The organism is Moheibacter stercoris (assembly GCF_040545805.1).
Lineage (GTDB): Bacteria > Bacteroidota > Bacteroidia > Flavobacteriales > Weeksellaceae > Moheibacter > Moheibacter stercoris.
In genome coordinates this window covers 197,754-214,642 of sequence record NZ_JBEPMO010000004.1, presented here as the reverse complement: position 1 = coordinate 214,642, position 16,889 = coordinate 197,754, and the positions used below count along the sequence as shown (strand labels likewise).

Sequence of the window (16,889 nt, the reverse complement as noted above, 5' to 3'; positions counted from 1 at the left end):
TGTTCAATAATGGTTATAATTATGAAGGACTTATTAAAATTGTTAAGAGTTCACCAATGGTTTAAAAATTTATTTGTTTTTATACCTGTTATCTTTTCTGGTAACCTATTTATTCATAACCTGTTTTTTCAATCAGTTCTAGCATTTTTTCTGTTTAGTATTGCCGCAAGTAGCATATACATCATCAATGATTATAGTGACATTGAGTCAGATAAAAACCATCCTACAAAACGCTTTCGACCCTTGGCGTCTGGGGCTATCTCAAAAACTCAAGCCATAATTTTACTTTTTCTTTTAGTGTCGATTGAAATTGTCTTGTTGATTTTATTTGCCAATTTGACCACGTCATTTTTGGTGCTGGGATATTTCTTACTCAACCTTTTCTATACGTTTAAATTAAAGACAATAGCCATTTTAGATGTTATGGTGATTGCTATGGGTTTTGTTTTACGCGTTTTGGTAGGTGGATCTATGACGGGAATTGAAATTTCAGATTGGACCATTTTATTGACCTTTGTTTTGGCTTTGATGTTGGCTTTGGGTAAGAGAAGAGGTGAAATCGTTAATGACCAAACAATGGGAGTTACAAGAAAATCTTTAGAAGGTTATAACTTAGAATTTATCAATATTGCATTGGTAATTAATAGCGTGATGGTCATTGTATGTTATATGATGTTTACTTTGTCTGAAGATACACAAGAGCGATTTCATTCGCTTATTTTTTATACAATTATATTTGTCATTATAGGGGTATTTAGATATTTGCAACAAACATTTGTATTCAATCGAACTGAATCACCTACAAAATTGATTTATAAAGATCTTTTTTTACAGCTTACAATAGTGGGTTGGATTTTGACAATCGTTATGCTAATTTATTTTAACTAGACAAATTTGGAATCTAAGAATTTATACCTATTTGATTTTGATGGAACGATTACCCATGTAGATACTTTATTTGATTTTTTGAAATTTAGTTTTCCAGATCAGTATGGGAAGAAATTTTTACATTTCACAGCTCAATTTATATTGGCCAAACTCGGTTTGAAACAAAAAGCTGAAGTAAAACGTAGGTTTATCAATTCTTTTCTCCTTCATAAAAATAGAACGGAATTATCCATATTAGCTCAAAACTATTATGAGGCAAGGTTTAATGTTATTTGTAGGAAATCAGCTATAGATTTTATCAAGAATATAGAGAACAATCATAAGATATATATCGTATCTGCTTCTCTAGATATTTGGTTAACTCCCTTTGCCAAACATTTTGGAGCGGAACTGATTTGTACCCAAGCAGAATTTGACAAATCAGATACGTATACAGGAAATTTTGCTACACCCAATTGCAATTTTGAAGAGAAGAAAACCCGAATTTTAAAAGAAATTGATCTTGCCTCATTTTCAAAAATATATGCTTTTGGTGATTCCAAAGGTGATTATGCTATGTTTTCATTGGCAAGCCAACATTTTCGGAAAAAATTCTAATTGGCTCCATATTAAAAATTTAGAGTAAATTGATAAACCAATTAAGAAGACAAAAAATATAGAAAGATGAGTCGAGTAAAAAATTCCGAAATAATTAATTTTTTCAGCCAATTTTCTCACTCATCAAATTTTATAGACAATTTAAAAATCAAGTACAGAGCTTTAATTTGCCCATTTGATGATTTGCTAGAAGAAATTCCCAAAAATTCAAAAATTGGTGATATTGGTTGCGGTTCTGGGCAATTCTTACTTTTAGCAGCTGAATTTAAACATCCAGAAGAAGTATTTGGCATTGAAATTTCAGAAAGACTTATTGAAAATGCTAGAAATAATTTTCGTCAACATGGTTTAGTAAACTCTGAATTTAACGTATATAATGGAGAATATTTTCCTGATAAATTAAGCGAGATGGATATTGTTTTTTTAATAGACGTTTTGCACCATGTTCCCAAAGCAAAACAAAAAGTTTTTCTTGAAAATCTATGCAAATCACTTAAAACGGGAGCAACTTTGGTTGTAAAAGATATTGATGCCGCAAGTCCATTTGTGGTATTCAACAAAATTCATGATTTGATTTTTGCCAAGGAAATCGGGAACGAGTTAAGTAAAACGAAAACAAAAAATATATTGCTAGACTCGGGGATGAATTTTATGAAAGAATCTTATAGGCAAATGTATGTCTATCCCCATTTTACATTAGTTTTTAAAAAGTAATTATATCTTTATTCGTTCAAAATTGATTTTCTTTTTAAAATCATAATTTGGATAAGTAACATCAAGCAAAGCCAAAATCCATATTGTCTAAAGTAGTCTAATTGCATCCAATTTATGGATAATCCTACAAAAGATATTATCAAAATAACTCCCACAAATCGCATAGAATTATTGCTCAATTTCCAAACCATAAAGGAATAATAAATACACAATAGCATGAGGATAGAAAAAATCCCCAATCCTATGACTCCTAATTCTGCTGCGAGACGCGTGTAGATATTATAATTGGGAGGAAATGATTTGTCTGTTTGGTTTTTATATTTTAATTCAAATTCCCAATTATTATGAGTTGACCAGTAAGGATAATGCCTTATTGCATGATAGGTGTTTTGTCCCAATCCTACACCTATTATGGGATTTTCTTTAAATACTTCTAGGGTTGCGTGTTGAATTCCGAATCTCGATTTATTGGAAACGTTTTTGGTTAAATTTTTAGAGAAATTTACACTATCAGCTTTTTCAGAAACGGTTTTTACAATAGCTTCAGAATTCCATAATAATAAACAAAAAATGGCTATGCTGCTATATTTTAAAAGACTTAAAGTGTTCTTACGATATTGGGGATCCAATATGAGTAAAATGAGTAATACAATTAATTGTAGTAATATGACGATTAAGGCAGACCTAGAATTGGAAAAAAATAATAAAATGAGGGAAACTCCTAATGGTAAATATTTGAGTATATTCTTTTCGGTGAATATATAACTAACCATCCAAGGCAGAACCATTATTAAATAAGTTCCTAATGCTGGAATTTCAAATGTAACGGACGAAATACCTATACGACTGCCTTGATGTAAATTATTATTAATAAATGGTAAATACTCAAATAAATCAAATACAGGCATCAAAAATCCCATGCCTAGATAAACAATTGCTATTTCAAAAAAACCATATAGAGATACAAAAATGAAACTGAATAGTAAAACCTTTCTAATTCGTAAAAAATTCTCATAAACCGTATTATTTTTGATAATATTCCAGAAAAAAAGTGGAAATACTATCGCTGAAATTAACAAAGAGAAATTTTGTCTAATGAACCTATTCCAGCCAGATGTTTGTTTGTAAAAGTTTTGATTGACCGTATCAAAATTTAAGATGGTAGCAATTGTTGCCCATAAAATAAAAGCTCCCAATATCCACATTAAATGATGTTTGTAGGGAATAGCAAACTTTCCCCTCACTAAACTTTCAATAATTAAAATAAAGAACCCAATTAAGAAGAAATAAGTAGCAGATTCATTGCTATATTCTCCTAGAAAGGTAGGTCCTTCCATTTCATTAAACGGAATAAGGAAAATTCCTATAAAAAAAAATAATGTATATATATGTCTGAGGCTCAAGTGCATTGTCTTGGCTTAAGAATTTTGAGAGGTTTTGTTTTTATATTTTTTGGATAGTATTAAAATTAAGTTAGCTCCTAAGAAAAGAACAAATAATACAATAGGTAATAGAATCATTTTAGGAGTAGATGATTCTTTTATATTCAGAACTTTGGAAGAATCGTAGATAATTTTGGATTGCTCCAATTGAAAAACTTTCGCTTTGTTTCTATCTTCCACCAAACTTTTCTTACTATTAATAAGATTATTTAGCTCTGAGTACATCTCAATGTTTAAATCACCAGCTGTTGAACTAGATTGGCCTATTTTATTAAGAATGGCATTAACACTTTCAATTGATTTTTCGATTTCAGATATGGACAAATTGAGATTTTGTTGCTCTATACTTTGTCTTGATAAATAATAAGGGTCTGCATTTAATGTATTTAAAAGTGAGTCAATTGTTTGACCTTTGGAGTCTTCGCCTTTTGTATAGATAGTCATCAAGTGATAACGATATAACTTTTCTACTGCATTTTTATCATTAAATTTATCTAATTGGATATTGTTTTCGCTCATGTATTTGGCGATTTCCAAATTTTGATATCTTTCTTGGATGAATTGATATATATCGATAATTGGTTCAACCTGAGCTTTAACTATTTTACTATTTTTATATTCTAAATTTTGAATGGAATTATACAAATAACTATTGCTACTAAAATTTGGAATGACTATAACTTCATGCTTGTATAGTTTTTCAGCTCTATTGTCTAATAAATATCCGATAACTCCACCAACTATTAAAAGCACTAATAGTATCCAGATATTTTTAATCAAAAACTTAATAAATCGATAAATTGAATATCCAATTTTATCAAATAAATGACCTGTTTTTTTCGACAAATAAGATAGATCGATTTCTTGCGAAGAATTTGTATTCGACTCCATTTCGATAAGTGTTAAAAATTAATTTAAGCACAAATATAAACGAATAATCTATATATATGAATCTTTTGAATTTCCTTTGGCCTAACCCAAAACACTCCACAAGGGACGCTTTGCAGGTGTTGGATATTCCGCTGTAGTTATCGGATTGATTTTTGTCTTAAATCCATTTTCTTGTGCAATTTTCTGCGCAAATTCAAACCATGACATTTGGTCTGGTCCCGAGAAATGATGAATTCCATAATCGGTGGAATTCGTCTCAATCATATTATAGATGTAAGCCGCTAAATCCTTTGCATGCGTTGGCTTTCCAATTTGGTCCGCAACAATGTTTAATTCATCGCGTTCTGCCATTAATTTCAACATCGTTGTATAAAAGTTCTTCCCATAGTTTGAATAAACCCAAGAAGTTCTAATCACAAAAGAATGAGGATTTTTTGCTAAGGCCCATTTTTCTCCTTCCCATTTCGATTTTCCATAAACGTTGATGGGATTGGGTTGGTCGCTTGGCATATAAGGAACTTTGGACGTACCATCAAAGACATAATCCGTTGAAACATGAATCAATTTGGCTCCCTGTTCTTGTGTTTGCTCTGCCAAATATTTCACTCCATCTGAATTGATTTTAAAAGCTTGTTCCACCTCCGATTCTGCCAAATCTACAGCTGTATAAGCTGCGCAATTCACGACAAAATCGACTTGGTTGGTAAAGAAAAAAGATTCCACTAAACTCTGATTGGAAATGTCAAGTTGCGAACGATCAAAAAATAAAAATTGAAAATTGCTGTTATTTTTTTCTTGAACGTAATCTTTCAAAGATTTTCCTAATTGACCATTTGCACCAGTAACAACTATTTTTTTCATGCGTTAAAAAGGGATGAATTCTGAGAAATCTTGGGCAATTTTATCTTTCTCTGATAATATCATTTTCTCTGTTGGTATTTTCCAGTCGATGTTCAATTGAGTAGACAATGGGTTCACTCCATCTTCAGAATCTTTGTCATAATAGGCATCGCATTTGTACGACACTACTGCCAAATCGCTTAAAACGGAAAATCCATGTAAAAATCCTTGAGGAATGTACAATTGTTTTTTGTTGTCGTCGCTTAATTCAATCGAAAAACTTTCACCATAAGTAGGAGAATCTTTTCGGACATCGATGGCAACATCGAGAATTCTCCCTTGTAAAACTCTTACCAATTTGGTTTGGGCAAATGCACCTTTTTGCATATGCAATCCACGAACAACCCCATACGATGATTTGGATTGATTGTCTTGAATGAAGTTGATGGAAGATTGAGTGATTTCTTGAATTTTGTCCAATCGATAACTTTCAAAAAAATACCCTCTTTCATCCTCAAAAACACGAGGTTCAATGATGAAACAACCTTTCAATTTCGTTTCTGTAAAATGCATTTCTTTAATTTGAGCTGAAAGTTAACGAAAAAAGCCATTTTGTAAAACAAAATGGCTTTTTTTATCCTTTATAGAAAGGAATTATTTGATTCCTAAATCTTTCTTTACATCTGCTGTAATGTCGATTCCGTTTGCATACAAGAACATGGATTTTTCAACCACATATTTCAATCCTTTTGCAGCCGCAACTTTGTCGATAGAAGCTTTTACTTTGTCTTCGATTGGTTTCAATAAAGAATTTTCTTTTTCGGTCAATTCTTTCGCAGCAGCTTGTTGATAGGTAACCAAAGCTTGTTGTTTGGCCATATAATCCTTTTGAGTTGCTTCCAATTGAGTCATCATACCTTGGATTTCAGCTTGAGATTTTCCTTCTGTTTTTGCTTGAACATCTTTCTCAATAGCCAACAAAGCTTCTTGTTGTTTTTTGATTTCAGCTTGATGCTTTTCTACCAATGTATTTAATTGTGTGTCAGCATTCTTTTTCTCTTGGAAATTGTTGAAGATATCTTCTACACTAACAACTCCTAAATCTTGCGCAGATACAGTTAAGCTACCTACTAAAAGGAATGCGAATACAGTAAATAATTTTAAATTTTTCATTTTTTGTTATAATTAATTTTTGAATGGTTACTTTCTTATGCTATTTCCCGTAGGAGCAGCTTTTCCAGGAGTTGTCGTTTGAGCTTTATTGCTTGTGTTAGACGAGGCTCCTCTACTTTGATTCGACGTATTTGTATTTCTTGAAGGCGTCGCATTGTTATTGTTAGATGAACTAGAGCTTCCCTCTTTTAAAGCATTTGGATTCAACTTCAACAAAACTTCGCGACTGATGTCAAATTTAGGATCGGTATAAACCATGATCAAATCACTTCCTTTGTCAAAAATAAATCCGTAATTTCTTTTTTCAGCTACTTCTTTAACGGCAACCCAAATTTGATCTTGAATCGGTTTAACCAAAGTTTTTCTCAATTTGATCAAATCTCCATCTTGACCGTATCGGTTTTCTTGTAAAATTTGGATTTGTCTTCCTTCCCAATGAATATCTTCTTCTTCCTTTTTAGCTTGTTCTTCTGTCAACAAAACTTTCTCATTTAAGAAGTCAGCTTGTCTTTTTTGCAAAGCTTCTTGACGATTTCTGATTTCCGTGTTCCATTGTTCTGTTTGGGTCTTCAATCTTTGTTGCGCTTGCGCATATTCAGGAAGATTTTCCAATATGAAATCTGTGTCTACATACCCAAAACGCTGTGCGCTAAGAGGGGCAAGTATCCCTATAAATAATAATGTTAAGAGTAGGTTTTTCATATTCAAAATTGAGTTTATCGAAAATTATGCCATTTGGACATTCATACAAAAATACATTAATTAAAATTGTTGACCAATAATAAAATGCGTTTGCCATCCAGATGGTTCTGCGCTATACATGGTGCGGTCAAATCCGTATCCGAAGTCAAATCCTAACATTCCAAATGCAGACATGAAGATTCTTACTCCGACTCCCACAGAACGTTTCAATTCAAATGGTTTGAAGTCTTTGGTATCAGACCAAGTGTTTCCAGCTTCTGCAAATCCCAATGCATAAATGGTAGCTTGTTGACCCATTGTAATTGGGTAGCGCAATTCAAACGTAAATTTATCGTAGATACTTCCTCCACCTGTTGGTGTGATATCTTCTGATGTTCCTCCAGATTGCGTAGAATCATCGTATCCTCTTAAAGGAACGATTTCACGTCCATCAAATCGGTTCCCCATCAATCCTGTTCCTCCTAAATAGAAACGTTCAAATGGAATCGTTCCGATTTTGCTGTTGTACGTTCCTAAGTATCCAAATTCACCTCCAACTTTCAAGACCAATTTTCCAGCCAATTCTTTGTACCAATAAGCCTTTCCTTTCACTTTGTAGTATTCCAACCATTCGAATTTTTCTACATCACTCATAGAAGAATAGTTTTTGTCTCCAAATAAGGAATAGGGTGGTGTTACTGTAACTGCTACACTCATTTCAGATCCACTTGTTGGGAAGATTGGATTTGGTCCCATGGAATTACGAGTCAAAGCCAACGTATAATTGAAGTTGTTAGATGAACCATTGGTGTAATTGATTTCTCCAACGGATAAAGCATAGTTGTCGAAATTGTATCGTTGGTACGACAAAGAATGTGACAAACGGAACCAGTCATCTGGCCATGTCAATAATTTGCTCAATCCAACAGATGCTCCTAAGATGTTCAATGCAGCTTCTTCTCCGTAAATGTCACGGTAGTTATAACGTGAATAATAAATAGAAGTCGATAAAGCAGTTGGACGTTTTCCTCCGATCCAAGGCTCTGTAAAGGAGAAACTATAGTTTTGGTATCCTCTACCAGCTTGAGCACGTAAAGACAATGCTTGTCCGTCACCCATTGGTACCGGTTTCCAAGCATCTTTGTTGAATAAGTTTCGAACCGAGAAGTTTCCAAAGGTTAATCCTAAAGTTCCTAAGAAAGTTCCAGCTCCATATCCACCTTGAAGTTCAACTTGACTTGAACTTTTGTGCACCAATTCCCAGTTCAAATCAACTGTATTGTTCGATGGGTTTGGTTGAATATCTGGATTGATGGAAGTCGGTTCAAAATAACCCAATCCAGCCAATTCGTGTAAAGTTCTTCTAATTTCAGATTTAGAGAATAAATCACCTGGTTTTGTACGTAATTCACGAGCGATAACGTGGTCATAGGTAACATCATTTCCTGAGAACGTAACTTTGTTATAGGTTGCAGGTTCTCCCTCCATGATTTTGATTTCTAAATCAATTGTATCGTTTTTGACATTTTTTTCAATTGGAATGATGTTCGCAAACAAGAAACCTCTGTCCATATACAATGTCTGAATGTCATCGTCTTTTGGTGAACCTGAAATTTTGTTTTGAATCCCAACCGCATCATAACGATCTCCTGTTTGGTACGAGAAAACACGTTGCAACATTTCGGTTGTAAATTCTGAATTTCCGGTGAAGGTAACATCTCCCAAGAAATAAGGTTTCCCTTCTTCTACTTTGATGTTGATGGCAATACGATCATCTTTTACACGCATAACCGTATCCGAAATAATTTTCGCATCGCGGTATCCGATAGATTTGTATTCGTCAACGACTTTTTTCAAATCATCGCGGTATTTATTCGGGATAAATTTGGACGATCTAAAGAAGTTTAAAGAAGTTTCACGTGTACCTTTCATCGCTCTTCTACGCAATTGACCATCACGCAATTCATTGTTTCCTTCAAAATCGATGGAAGAAATTTTTACACGTTGACCACGATCTACATTGATGGTTAAATTGACTTTGGAATTATCTTCTGCTAATTCTTTTTCAATAAAATCAACTTTTGCGTCTGGATATCCTTTTTCCAAGAAATGATTCTTGATGGAATTACGAACTTGATTTTTCAAGTTACTGGTGATTTTGATACCAGGACCCAATTTGTGTTCTTTGATGAAATCTTCTTGTTTGCTTTTCTTCAAACCATTGAAATTTACTTCCACCAATTCAGGTAACCCAATTAAATGCAGACGCAAGAAAACTTTGTCTCCTTCCGTTTTTACCACATACAATTCAATGTCTGAAAACAAATTAGATTTCCATAATTTTTTCAGAGCGTTGTTGATTTTAGAGCCTGGAATTTCCAAGGATTCACCCATTCTCAATCCCGTAAAACGCATGATTTGAGCTTTGGTAAACTTTGATTCACCACTTATTTCTAAATCACCCAACATATACATTTGCGGATTGGTATATCCAGCTTGTGAAATATCTTGTGCGGTTGGTTCTGGTATAATTTTGACAGAATCATTTACAACTTGTAAGGAATCTTCTTGAGCAAAAGCTAATCCACTCAATGCTACGAAAATTAATGCGTATAAATTCCTCATTTCCAATCTTTTTAACATATCTCTGTTATTCTGTTTTTATTTGCTCTCCGGTTTTTCCGTATCTTCTTTCTCGTTGAGAATAAGATTTTATAGCCTCTATAAAATGTTCTTTGCGGAAGTCTGGCCATAAGACATCCGTGAAATATAATTCTGCATAGGCAATTTGCCACAATAAAAAATTGCTAATCCTATGTTCCCCACTGGTTCGAATCATGAGGTCAACATTGGGCATATCATGCGTATACAAGTAATTTTCAAATAGTTTTTCGTTGATGGCTGAAATCTCCAACATTCCTTTTTTTACTTCTTCGGCAATTTTTTTGGTTGCTTGAAGGATTTCATGTTGTGAACCATAATTTAACGCGATAACCAAAGTTGCTTTGGTATTTTCTTCTGTTAATTTGATGGCTTTTCGCAATGGTTCTTGAACACTTGACGGAAGATTATCCAATTCACCAATTACCTTCAATCTAATTCCTTTCCCATTCAATTCCTGAATTTCATTCTGAATTGTTTGCGTCAATAATTTCATCAAAAAATTGACTTCCAATTTAGGTCGATTCCAATTTTCGGTTGAAAAAGCAAAAAGGGTCAAATAAGGAATAGACAATTCCCCACAGGTTTCAATTGCTGAACGAACTGCTTTCAAGGCATTTTGGTGCCCAAAGGTTCTGTCAAAGCCCTGCTTTTTTGCCCAACGACCATTTCCATCCATAATGATGGCAACATGTTGAGGAAGGTTAGATGTATTGATGGTATCTGTAATCGATTGGTTCATGTAAGATTAATCACAATAACATGGTGGTCTACCAAACGTGTACGTTAAGGTAAGTCCCGTAAATACATACCAGTCATGGTTGGACATATTTCCAACTTGACGTGATTTGATGATGTTGGTATTCAATTGATTTAATTCTGCTTCGTTGATTCCAGGTTCATTGTTGAACGTGAAATCTTCTTCATTGGCAAAACTATGATCTAAATTATCTGTCGTTGTATAGCGGAATCCGACTTCTGCCGAAATCACAAAACTTCCACGGTATTTGTATTTATATCCTAAACCAAATGGAAGGGTGAAAGAAGATTTCTTTTCCGGTTTACCGATTATTTCTGTCGAAATTGTTTCGGGTTGAACGATTACACCATTTGCATCACGTGTAAAGGTGTTGTTCACCACGTATTTATTTTGGTCATACATGAAAGCCCCGACTCCTCCAAAAATATAAGGAGAATGTTTTTTTCCATGTTCATTGTTGATGTCAAAAAAGTTGTACTCAAACACCAAAGACCCTTCTAAGATGTTGTTTTTGTAGACATAATCACGATCTTTTTTGTATTGTTCTGGAGCGGCAACGTCTGCACCTAAAACTTTTCCATACAAGGCGTTGAATCGCACACCCATGTGTCCGTTGAAGTTGAATCGGTACAACAAACCAGCTGCAATAGGAATACGCTCAATTGTTTCGTCTGTTTTATGAGATACAGGCATTGGATTGATGTAATTGCTTCTTCCGATGTCGCCAATCACATTGGTGCCCCCAACCATGATTCCTATTTCATGTCTTTGTGCGAAAGACAATGAGAAGGATAGTCCAAATATTAATACAAATAGATTCTTCATATGTTAATTAAGAATAGTGTGCAAAAAATGAACGGCAAATTACCAAAAATGTTGCACATTTTCTCTAATAAGCGACAAATATAATCAAATCTACGTGCTGGGTATATCCTTTAACAAAAATTATGAAAATTTTGTGGGGATTTTAATTTCTTTTATCCGAACCCCAAAACATTTTGTCTCGTAAAGTCATCAAATAGGTTTTGTCCTTGGGCTCCACGATTTTAAGTTTGAATTTTGCTTTTTTTAATCTCAATTCAACTGTTGTTGGCAATGGCAAGTTACGAGCATCCAAGGAAAGGAAATATTCGTCAACACGACTATGTATTTTTAAATCCAAAATGGAATGATCTGAAATCATATACGGACGAACGTTTAAATTATGCGGAGCAATCGCCGTTACAATAAAGGTGTTGTTTTCAGGATGAACGATAGGTCCGCCACAACTTAGTGAATAACCTGTCGAACCAGTTGGTGTGGAAACAATCAATCCATCTGCCCAATAGGAATTCAAAAATTCCCCATTTACATAAGCATCAACGGTTATCATACTCGTTGTTTCTCGGCGAGTTACCGTAATTTCATTTAGCGCGTAAGGAAATTCAATTTCGGCAGTGTCGGAAATTACTTCGATTAACGATCTACTACTTATTATATAGTTACCCGACAAAATCGTTTCTAAGCTGTCCATTAATTTTTCCAAATTGATGGTTGCCAAAAATCCCAATCGACCTGTATTCACCCCAACAACTGGAATGTTTTTGTCTTGAATGATGGTTGCCGCACTCAATATGGTTCCATCTCCACCAAAAGTGAAAAACAAATCGATGCTTGGTTGTAAATCTTCGTAGGAAGTGAAACTTTCTATTTCCGATAAATCTAATTCGAGTAATGATTCTAAATTTTGTTTGAAAGCTTTTTCTATGGTGTACTGAATGTTTCTTCTGTTCAATTCGTCCAAAAAATTCATCAAAGAAGTTTTTTGTTCGGGAGAAGTTTTCAAACCATAAATCGCTACTTTCATACAAATATCATTTAGTTACTCAATAGAAACAGAGTTATACATCCAAGAATTTCATCAACATATCGTATCGATCTTTCATCAATTCTTCTTTTTCATCATTGAAGAATTTGTAAATAACCGAATAGTTAAATCGCTCAAATGTTTCGCCAACCGACGCTAGATTTTCGGCGATCAATTTCAATCCGATTCTGACTTTGTCTTCGGTATAACCCGTGACAAATAAACCTACAATTCGCGCATTGTTGCTTTCGGCAATTTTAGCAATTTCACTGATGGAGAATTGTTTTTGGGCAACTTCAACCACCATGATCGCTCCTGGTTCCGTAATGAAAGGCATCGTGGAAATTCCCGAAATCACATCGTCCATCATCAAAAATCCAATGTAGTGCTGTTCTTGATTGAGAACCACCAAAATATTGGTATCGTTTTGATGGAAATTTTGAATCGCATCTAACAAGGATCCATTTTCAGTTGCATAGAAATATTCGATAAAATCACGCAATTCCGAAAGCGGCGTGTCCAAATCGTTTTCTTCTAAACTTTCTCGAGAAATATTCCCCACAAAATGCAATCCCTCAAATACTGGAAGGTGCTTCAAACCGTATTCGCGAACAAGGTGTAAACCATGCTCAACTGTCTGATATATTTTGGGAGGAATGAAATCCTTGCTTATATAGTCAAATGCTAACATCTTTTGCAAAGATACTGAATTCTATGTTTCTATAAATTGAACAAAAAAATCCCTCATCAATGGAGGGATTTTTAGGGATTCAATTATTTCTTTTTCAATAAGACCGTAAAATGTCGTAGGATTTCTGATTCCCAAACAATTTCCAATCCGGAATTGATTTCATTTCGTCTATCGTAAATTTTTTTCAATGCCACTGCAACATAATCCAAATGTTTATAGGAATAAGTTCTTCTCGGAATGGCCAGTCGAAGCAATTCCAATTTAGGAAAGCGATCCAATCTTGTTTCCGGGTCGCGATCGGCCAACAAAGTTCCGATTTCGACTCCACGAACACCTGCTTCTTTGTACAATTCAATGGCTAAAGTTTGCGCCGGATATTCCTCTCTTGGAACATTGGGCAAAAAGGATAAAGCATCCACAAAAACTGCATGTCCACCAATTGGTTTTTGAATCGGAATGCCAAATTCCATCAATTTATTGCCTAAATATTCGACTTGATCGATTCTCGCTTTTAAATAAGGATATTCGGTTGACTCTTGTAAACCTTGTGCCAAAGCGCCTAAATCACGACCCGCTAAACCTCCGTAGGTAATGAAACCTTCGTAGATGATTCCCATGTTACCACAAGCTCGATACAATTTCTCGTCACGCATTCCCAATAATCCCCCAATGTTGACCAATCCATCTTTCTTGGCCGACATGGTAAATCCGTCGCCCATCGCAAACATTTCTTTGACAATTTCTTTGATGGTTTTGTCTTTGTAGCCTTCTTCTCGTTCCTTGATGAAATACGCATTTTCAGCAAATCGGGCTGCGTCAAAAAATACTGGAATTCCATATTGATCAGACAAAGCTTTAACAGCTTTGATGTTTTCCATGGAAACGGGTTGTCCACCAGAAGAATTACAGGTAACGGTAATCAAGCAGAAAGGAATGTTTTCTTTGGGATGCGTTTTGTAAATTTCTTCTAATTTCCCTAAATCGATATTTCCTTTGAACGGATGCAAGTCGTTGATGTCAAAGGCTTCGTCGATAGTACAATCGATGGCATGTGCTTTTCGGAATTCAATATGACCTTTTGTGGTATCGAAATGTGAATTTCCAGGAACGACATTGTTTTCTTTTACTAAGATGCTAAACAAAACGTTTTCGGCAGCTCTACCTTGGTGAGTAGGCAAGAAATAAGGAAAACCTAAGGTATTTCGAACGACTTCACGTAGTTTCAAATAGGATTGTGAACCTGCGTAGGATTCGTCACCCATCATGATTTCGGCCCATTGTCTGTCTGACATAGAACCCGTTCCACTATCGGTTAACAAATCAATGAAAACGCGATCACTCGCCAAATTAAATAAATTATAACCTTCTTCCTCAATCCATTTTTCACGTTGTTCACGGGTTGATTGGAAGATTTCTTCGACCATTTTTACTTTATAGGGTTCTGCCCAAGGTAATTCCATTGTAATTAATTTTGTGGTCCTAAATTAATCAATGTTTAGAGAAATCCAATTTTTGTCGGATAGAAAGAATCAGATCAAGCCTTCTTCACTCCCGCGACAAATTCCTTCAAATAAAAAGGTTCGAAGTAAGCGACATCTTCTTGAAGATTTTGCAAAACTTTGGCTTCGGCAAGGTGAATCATAAATTGTGCTGACGGATGAACATCCAAAATGAATTCAGCATTGGGCAAATTCAAAATCGATTTTGATTTCTCTACGCCATCACCCACAAAGACAATTTTTTTATCGGCAAATTCTTGAAAGGAAGTTTCATCCAAGATTTTCGCTTCAATTTCGGACAGTTGATTTCCATTTCCATCAAAAACAGCGGTGTAAACCTCCATTCGGCGCGCATCAATCATCGGAATGATTAAATCAAATCCTTTGTCGATTTGGGATTCGGCTAAAATTTCCAAAGAAGTTAAGGAATACAAAGGGATGTTCAATCCAAAACAAAATCCTTTAGCAGCCGAAACGCCAATTCGTAAACCTGTGTAGGATCCAGGCCCTTTGGATACACAAACTCCATCGATATCCTTTAACGAAATTTCAGCGCCTTCCAATGCCCAATTGACAAATTGATGCAGCTTTTCGGAATGTCCGTAATTGTCGTCGTATTCTTCGCAAAGGCATAGCATTTCACCATTTCGGGAAATCCCAACAGAACAATTTTTGGTAGATGTTTCGATATGAAGTAAAGTCATTTCGATGGAAATTTTGTGCAAAGTTACATCAAAATGTATGATTCTATTTCGTTGAAAGGGTGAAAATCTATCGCAATCCTTGTGTCAAAGGAATTCCTGCATAGAAATCCAAAACTTTCATACGGAACACAAAGTTGTATTTCGCTTGCGCCATTTGAGATTTCGCAATCAACAAATTATTTCGAGCGGTGTTCAAATCGTAAATGTTCAAAACACCCGCATCAAAGCTTTTTTGTGCAAAATCGGCTGAAAGTTCGGAAGATCGAACGCTTTCTTTGGCTGCTTGATAGGCCTGATAAGAGGAATTTGCGTTGAAATAGGCTTCTTGAACGTTTTCGCGAATGGTTTGTTTTTGTTGTTCCACGGAATTTTGCGCCAAACTTTGACCTATTTTGGCTTTTTCAACATTCAATTTGTTGTTGAATTTTTCAAAAATCGGAACATTGACACTTATCCCAAAAACATTGGTCAAATTGTCGTGCCATTGACTTAACCAAGCATCTGTTTCCAATCCTTTGTTGAAGTAATCAGCATAACTTGTTCCGAAATTATAAGAACCTGTGATGGTAGGTTTGAATCCAGTTTTGGCAATTTCAATGTCTTTTTCTGCCATTTCCAAATCGACTTCCGCCTTTTTAACTGCAGGTTGTTGCGCATATGCGGTTTGCAATACTTGGTTCAAATCATATAAGCCCAATTCGATATTGTCTGGAATTTGAATTAATTCCACATCAAAATCTCGATAATCTGCTAACTGAAGCAACATTGACAAATTGAAAATTGAACGCTCCACCTCAATTTTCGCATCGGCAACATTCTTTTTTTCTTGTGCTACGGTTGCTTCTGACTGTACCAAATCTGCTCTGGCAATGCTTCCTGCGTTGAATAATTTCTGAGATCGATCCAATTGTTGTTCGCTTACGGCTAAATTACCTTCTGCGATTTCCAACAATTCACGATTCAACATGATGTTGAGGTAATAATTGACTACCATTAAAGAAATATCATTTATAATGGCTTCGGTTTGTAGTTTGGATGAATTCACATTCAATGCCGCTTTTTCAATGTTCAAATCCAATAAACCACCATTGTAAATGGTAATTGAGGAGTTGATGCCCAAACTATTGGAATATTGTTGATACCCTTTGTTGATCGCCGGATGGTTAGTTCCAAGTGTGAATTTATTGTCTATATATCCGCCTACATTGGGCAACCATTGGTTGTTGGCATATTGCAGATCATTTGCGATCAAATTCTCATTGATTTTGTTTTGAAGAACTGTCAAATTATTTTCAGTTGCATAGGTGACAATTTCCTCTAAGGTCCATAATTTTTGGGCTTGAGAAGTTTGGAAAAATACAAATCCGATGATAATAACGAAATATCTCATAAATCTTTCAACTAAATGATTGGTCAATTGAGGTTGAAAATTGTTACACAAAACTACAAAACAAATAGAGAGAATGCGTGAATCTTATTTATCTTCGTACAATAAAAGAATT

Annotated in this window: 17 protein-coding genes; 3 read left to right on the top strand and 14 right to left on the bottom strand. The window is 34.7% G+C overall.

Features of this window, described 5'->3' with window-relative positions; translation table 11 throughout:
• Positions 1 to 21 precede the first annotated feature (21 nt).
• The 3 genes from ABID46_RS05480 to ABID46_RS05470 all read left to right on the top strand — a co-directional run bounded on the left by ABID46_RS05480 (position 22) and on the right by ABID46_RS05470 (position 2,199).
• Positions 22 to 888, top strand: a complete 867-nt coding sequence (locus ABID46_RS05480) for a UbiA prenyltransferase family protein (RefSeq protein WP_354507882.1) — start codon at positions 22 to 24, stop codon at positions 886 to 888.
• A gap of 6 nt (positions 889 to 894) precedes the next feature.
• Positions 895 to 1,485 carry an HAD-IB family hydrolase gene (locus tag ABID46_RS05475; protein WP_354507880.1) on the top strand — a complete coding sequence of 197 codons (591 nt, stop codon included), beginning with the start codon at positions 895 to 897 and terminating at the stop codon, positions 1,483 to 1,485.
• 66 nt (positions 1,486 to 1,551) lie between these two features.
• Entirely contained in the window at positions 1,552 to 2,199 is a 648-nt protein-coding gene (locus ABID46_RS05470; protein ID WP_354507878.1) for a class I SAM-dependent methyltransferase, read from the top strand.
• Positions 2,200 to 2,207: 8 nt separating this feature from the next.
• Here ABID46_RS05470 and ABID46_RS05465 read toward each other — a convergent pair whose 3' ends face one another.
• The 14 genes from ABID46_RS05465 to ABID46_RS05400 all read right to left on the bottom strand — a co-directional run bounded on the left by ABID46_RS05465 (position 2,208) and on the right by ABID46_RS05400 (position 16,777).
• On the bottom strand, positions 2,208 to 3,536 hold the full coding sequence (locus ABID46_RS05465) for an O-antigen ligase family protein (protein ID WP_354507876.1): 1,329 nt from the start codon (positions 3,534 to 3,536) through the stop codon (positions 2,208 to 2,210).
• 81 nt (positions 3,537 to 3,617) lie between these two features.
• Positions 3,618 to 4,532: a hypothetical protein gene (locus ABID46_RS05460; protein ID WP_354507874.1), complete on the bottom strand. Its 915-nt coding sequence runs from the start codon at positions 4,530 to 4,532 to the stop codon at positions 3,618 to 3,620.
• An 81-nt stretch (positions 4,533 to 4,613) separates the two neighbouring features.
• Complete coding sequence (gene rfbD, locus ABID46_RS05455) at positions 4,614 to 5,393, bottom strand: dTDP-4-dehydrorhamnose reductase (RefSeq protein WP_354507872.1); 780 nt, start codon at positions 5,391 to 5,393, stop codon at positions 4,614 to 4,616.
• A 3-nt stretch (positions 5,394 to 5,396) separates the two neighbouring features.
• On the bottom strand, positions 5,397 to 5,945 hold the full coding sequence (gene rfbC, locus ABID46_RS05450; protein WP_354507871.1) for a dTDP-4-dehydrorhamnose 3,5-epimerase: 549 nt from the start codon (positions 5,943 to 5,945) through the stop codon (positions 5,397 to 5,399).
• Positions 5,946 to 6,026: 81 nt separating this feature from the next.
• Positions 6,027 to 6,545: an OmpH/Skp family outer membrane protein gene (locus ABID46_RS05445; RefSeq protein WP_354507869.1), complete on the bottom strand. Its 519-nt coding sequence runs from the start codon at positions 6,543 to 6,545 to the stop codon at positions 6,027 to 6,029.
• A gap of 27 nt (positions 6,546 to 6,572) precedes the next feature.
• Positions 6,573 to 7,247 carry an OmpH/Skp family outer membrane protein gene (locus tag ABID46_RS05440; protein WP_354507867.1) on the bottom strand — a complete coding sequence of 225 codons (675 nt, stop codon included), beginning with the start codon at positions 7,245 to 7,247 and terminating at the stop codon, positions 6,573 to 6,575.
• Between the two features lie 60 nt (positions 7,248 to 7,307).
• Positions 7,308 to 9,851: an outer membrane protein assembly factor BamA gene (gene bamA, locus ABID46_RS05435; RefSeq protein ID WP_354507865.1), complete on the bottom strand. Its 2,544-nt coding sequence runs from the start codon at positions 9,849 to 9,851 to the stop codon at positions 7,308 to 7,310.
• Positions 9,852 to 9,876: 25 nt separating this feature from the next.
• Positions 9,877 to 10,629 (bottom strand): undecaprenyl pyrophosphate synthase, encoded by a 753-nt coding sequence (uppS, locus tag ABID46_RS05430; protein ID WP_354507863.1) that lies wholly within the window; start codon positions 10,627 to 10,629, stop codon positions 9,877 to 9,879.
• Positions 10,630 to 10,635: 6 nt separating this feature from the next.
• On the bottom strand, positions 10,636 to 11,472 hold the full coding sequence (gene porG, locus ABID46_RS05425) for a type IX secretion system protein PorG (RefSeq protein WP_354507861.1): 837 nt from the start codon (positions 11,470 to 11,472) through the stop codon (positions 10,636 to 10,638).
• 142 nt (positions 11,473 to 11,614) lie between these two features.
• Complete coding sequence (locus tag ABID46_RS05420) at positions 11,615 to 12,493, bottom strand: NAD kinase (protein ID WP_354507859.1); 879 nt, start codon at positions 12,491 to 12,493, stop codon at positions 11,615 to 11,617.
• 34 nt (positions 12,494 to 12,527) lie between these two features.
• On the bottom strand, positions 12,528 to 13,184 hold the full coding sequence (locus ABID46_RS05415) for a CBS domain-containing protein (protein ID WP_354507924.1): 657 nt from the start codon (positions 13,182 to 13,184) through the stop codon (positions 12,528 to 12,530).
• Between the two features lie 83 nt (positions 13,185 to 13,267).
• Positions 13,268 to 14,644, bottom strand: a complete 1,377-nt coding sequence (tnaA, locus tag ABID46_RS05410) for a tryptophanase TnaA (protein WP_354507857.1) — start codon at positions 14,642 to 14,644, stop codon at positions 13,268 to 13,270.
• Between the two features lie 74 nt (positions 14,645 to 14,718).
• The gene (tsaB, locus tag ABID46_RS05405) at positions 14,719 to 15,387 is read right to left on the bottom strand and encodes a tRNA (adenosine(37)-N6)-threonylcarbamoyltransferase complex dimerization subunit type 1 TsaB (RefSeq protein WP_354507855.1); all 669 of its coding nucleotides are present in this window, start codon (positions 15,385 to 15,387) and stop codon (positions 14,719 to 14,721) included.
• Between the two features lie 67 nt (positions 15,388 to 15,454).
• Positions 15,455 to 16,777: a TolC family protein gene (locus tag ABID46_RS05400; RefSeq protein ID WP_354507853.1), complete on the bottom strand. Its 1,323-nt coding sequence runs from the start codon at positions 16,775 to 16,777 to the stop codon at positions 15,455 to 15,457.
• Between the last annotated feature and the right edge of the window lie 112 nt (positions 16,778 to 16,889).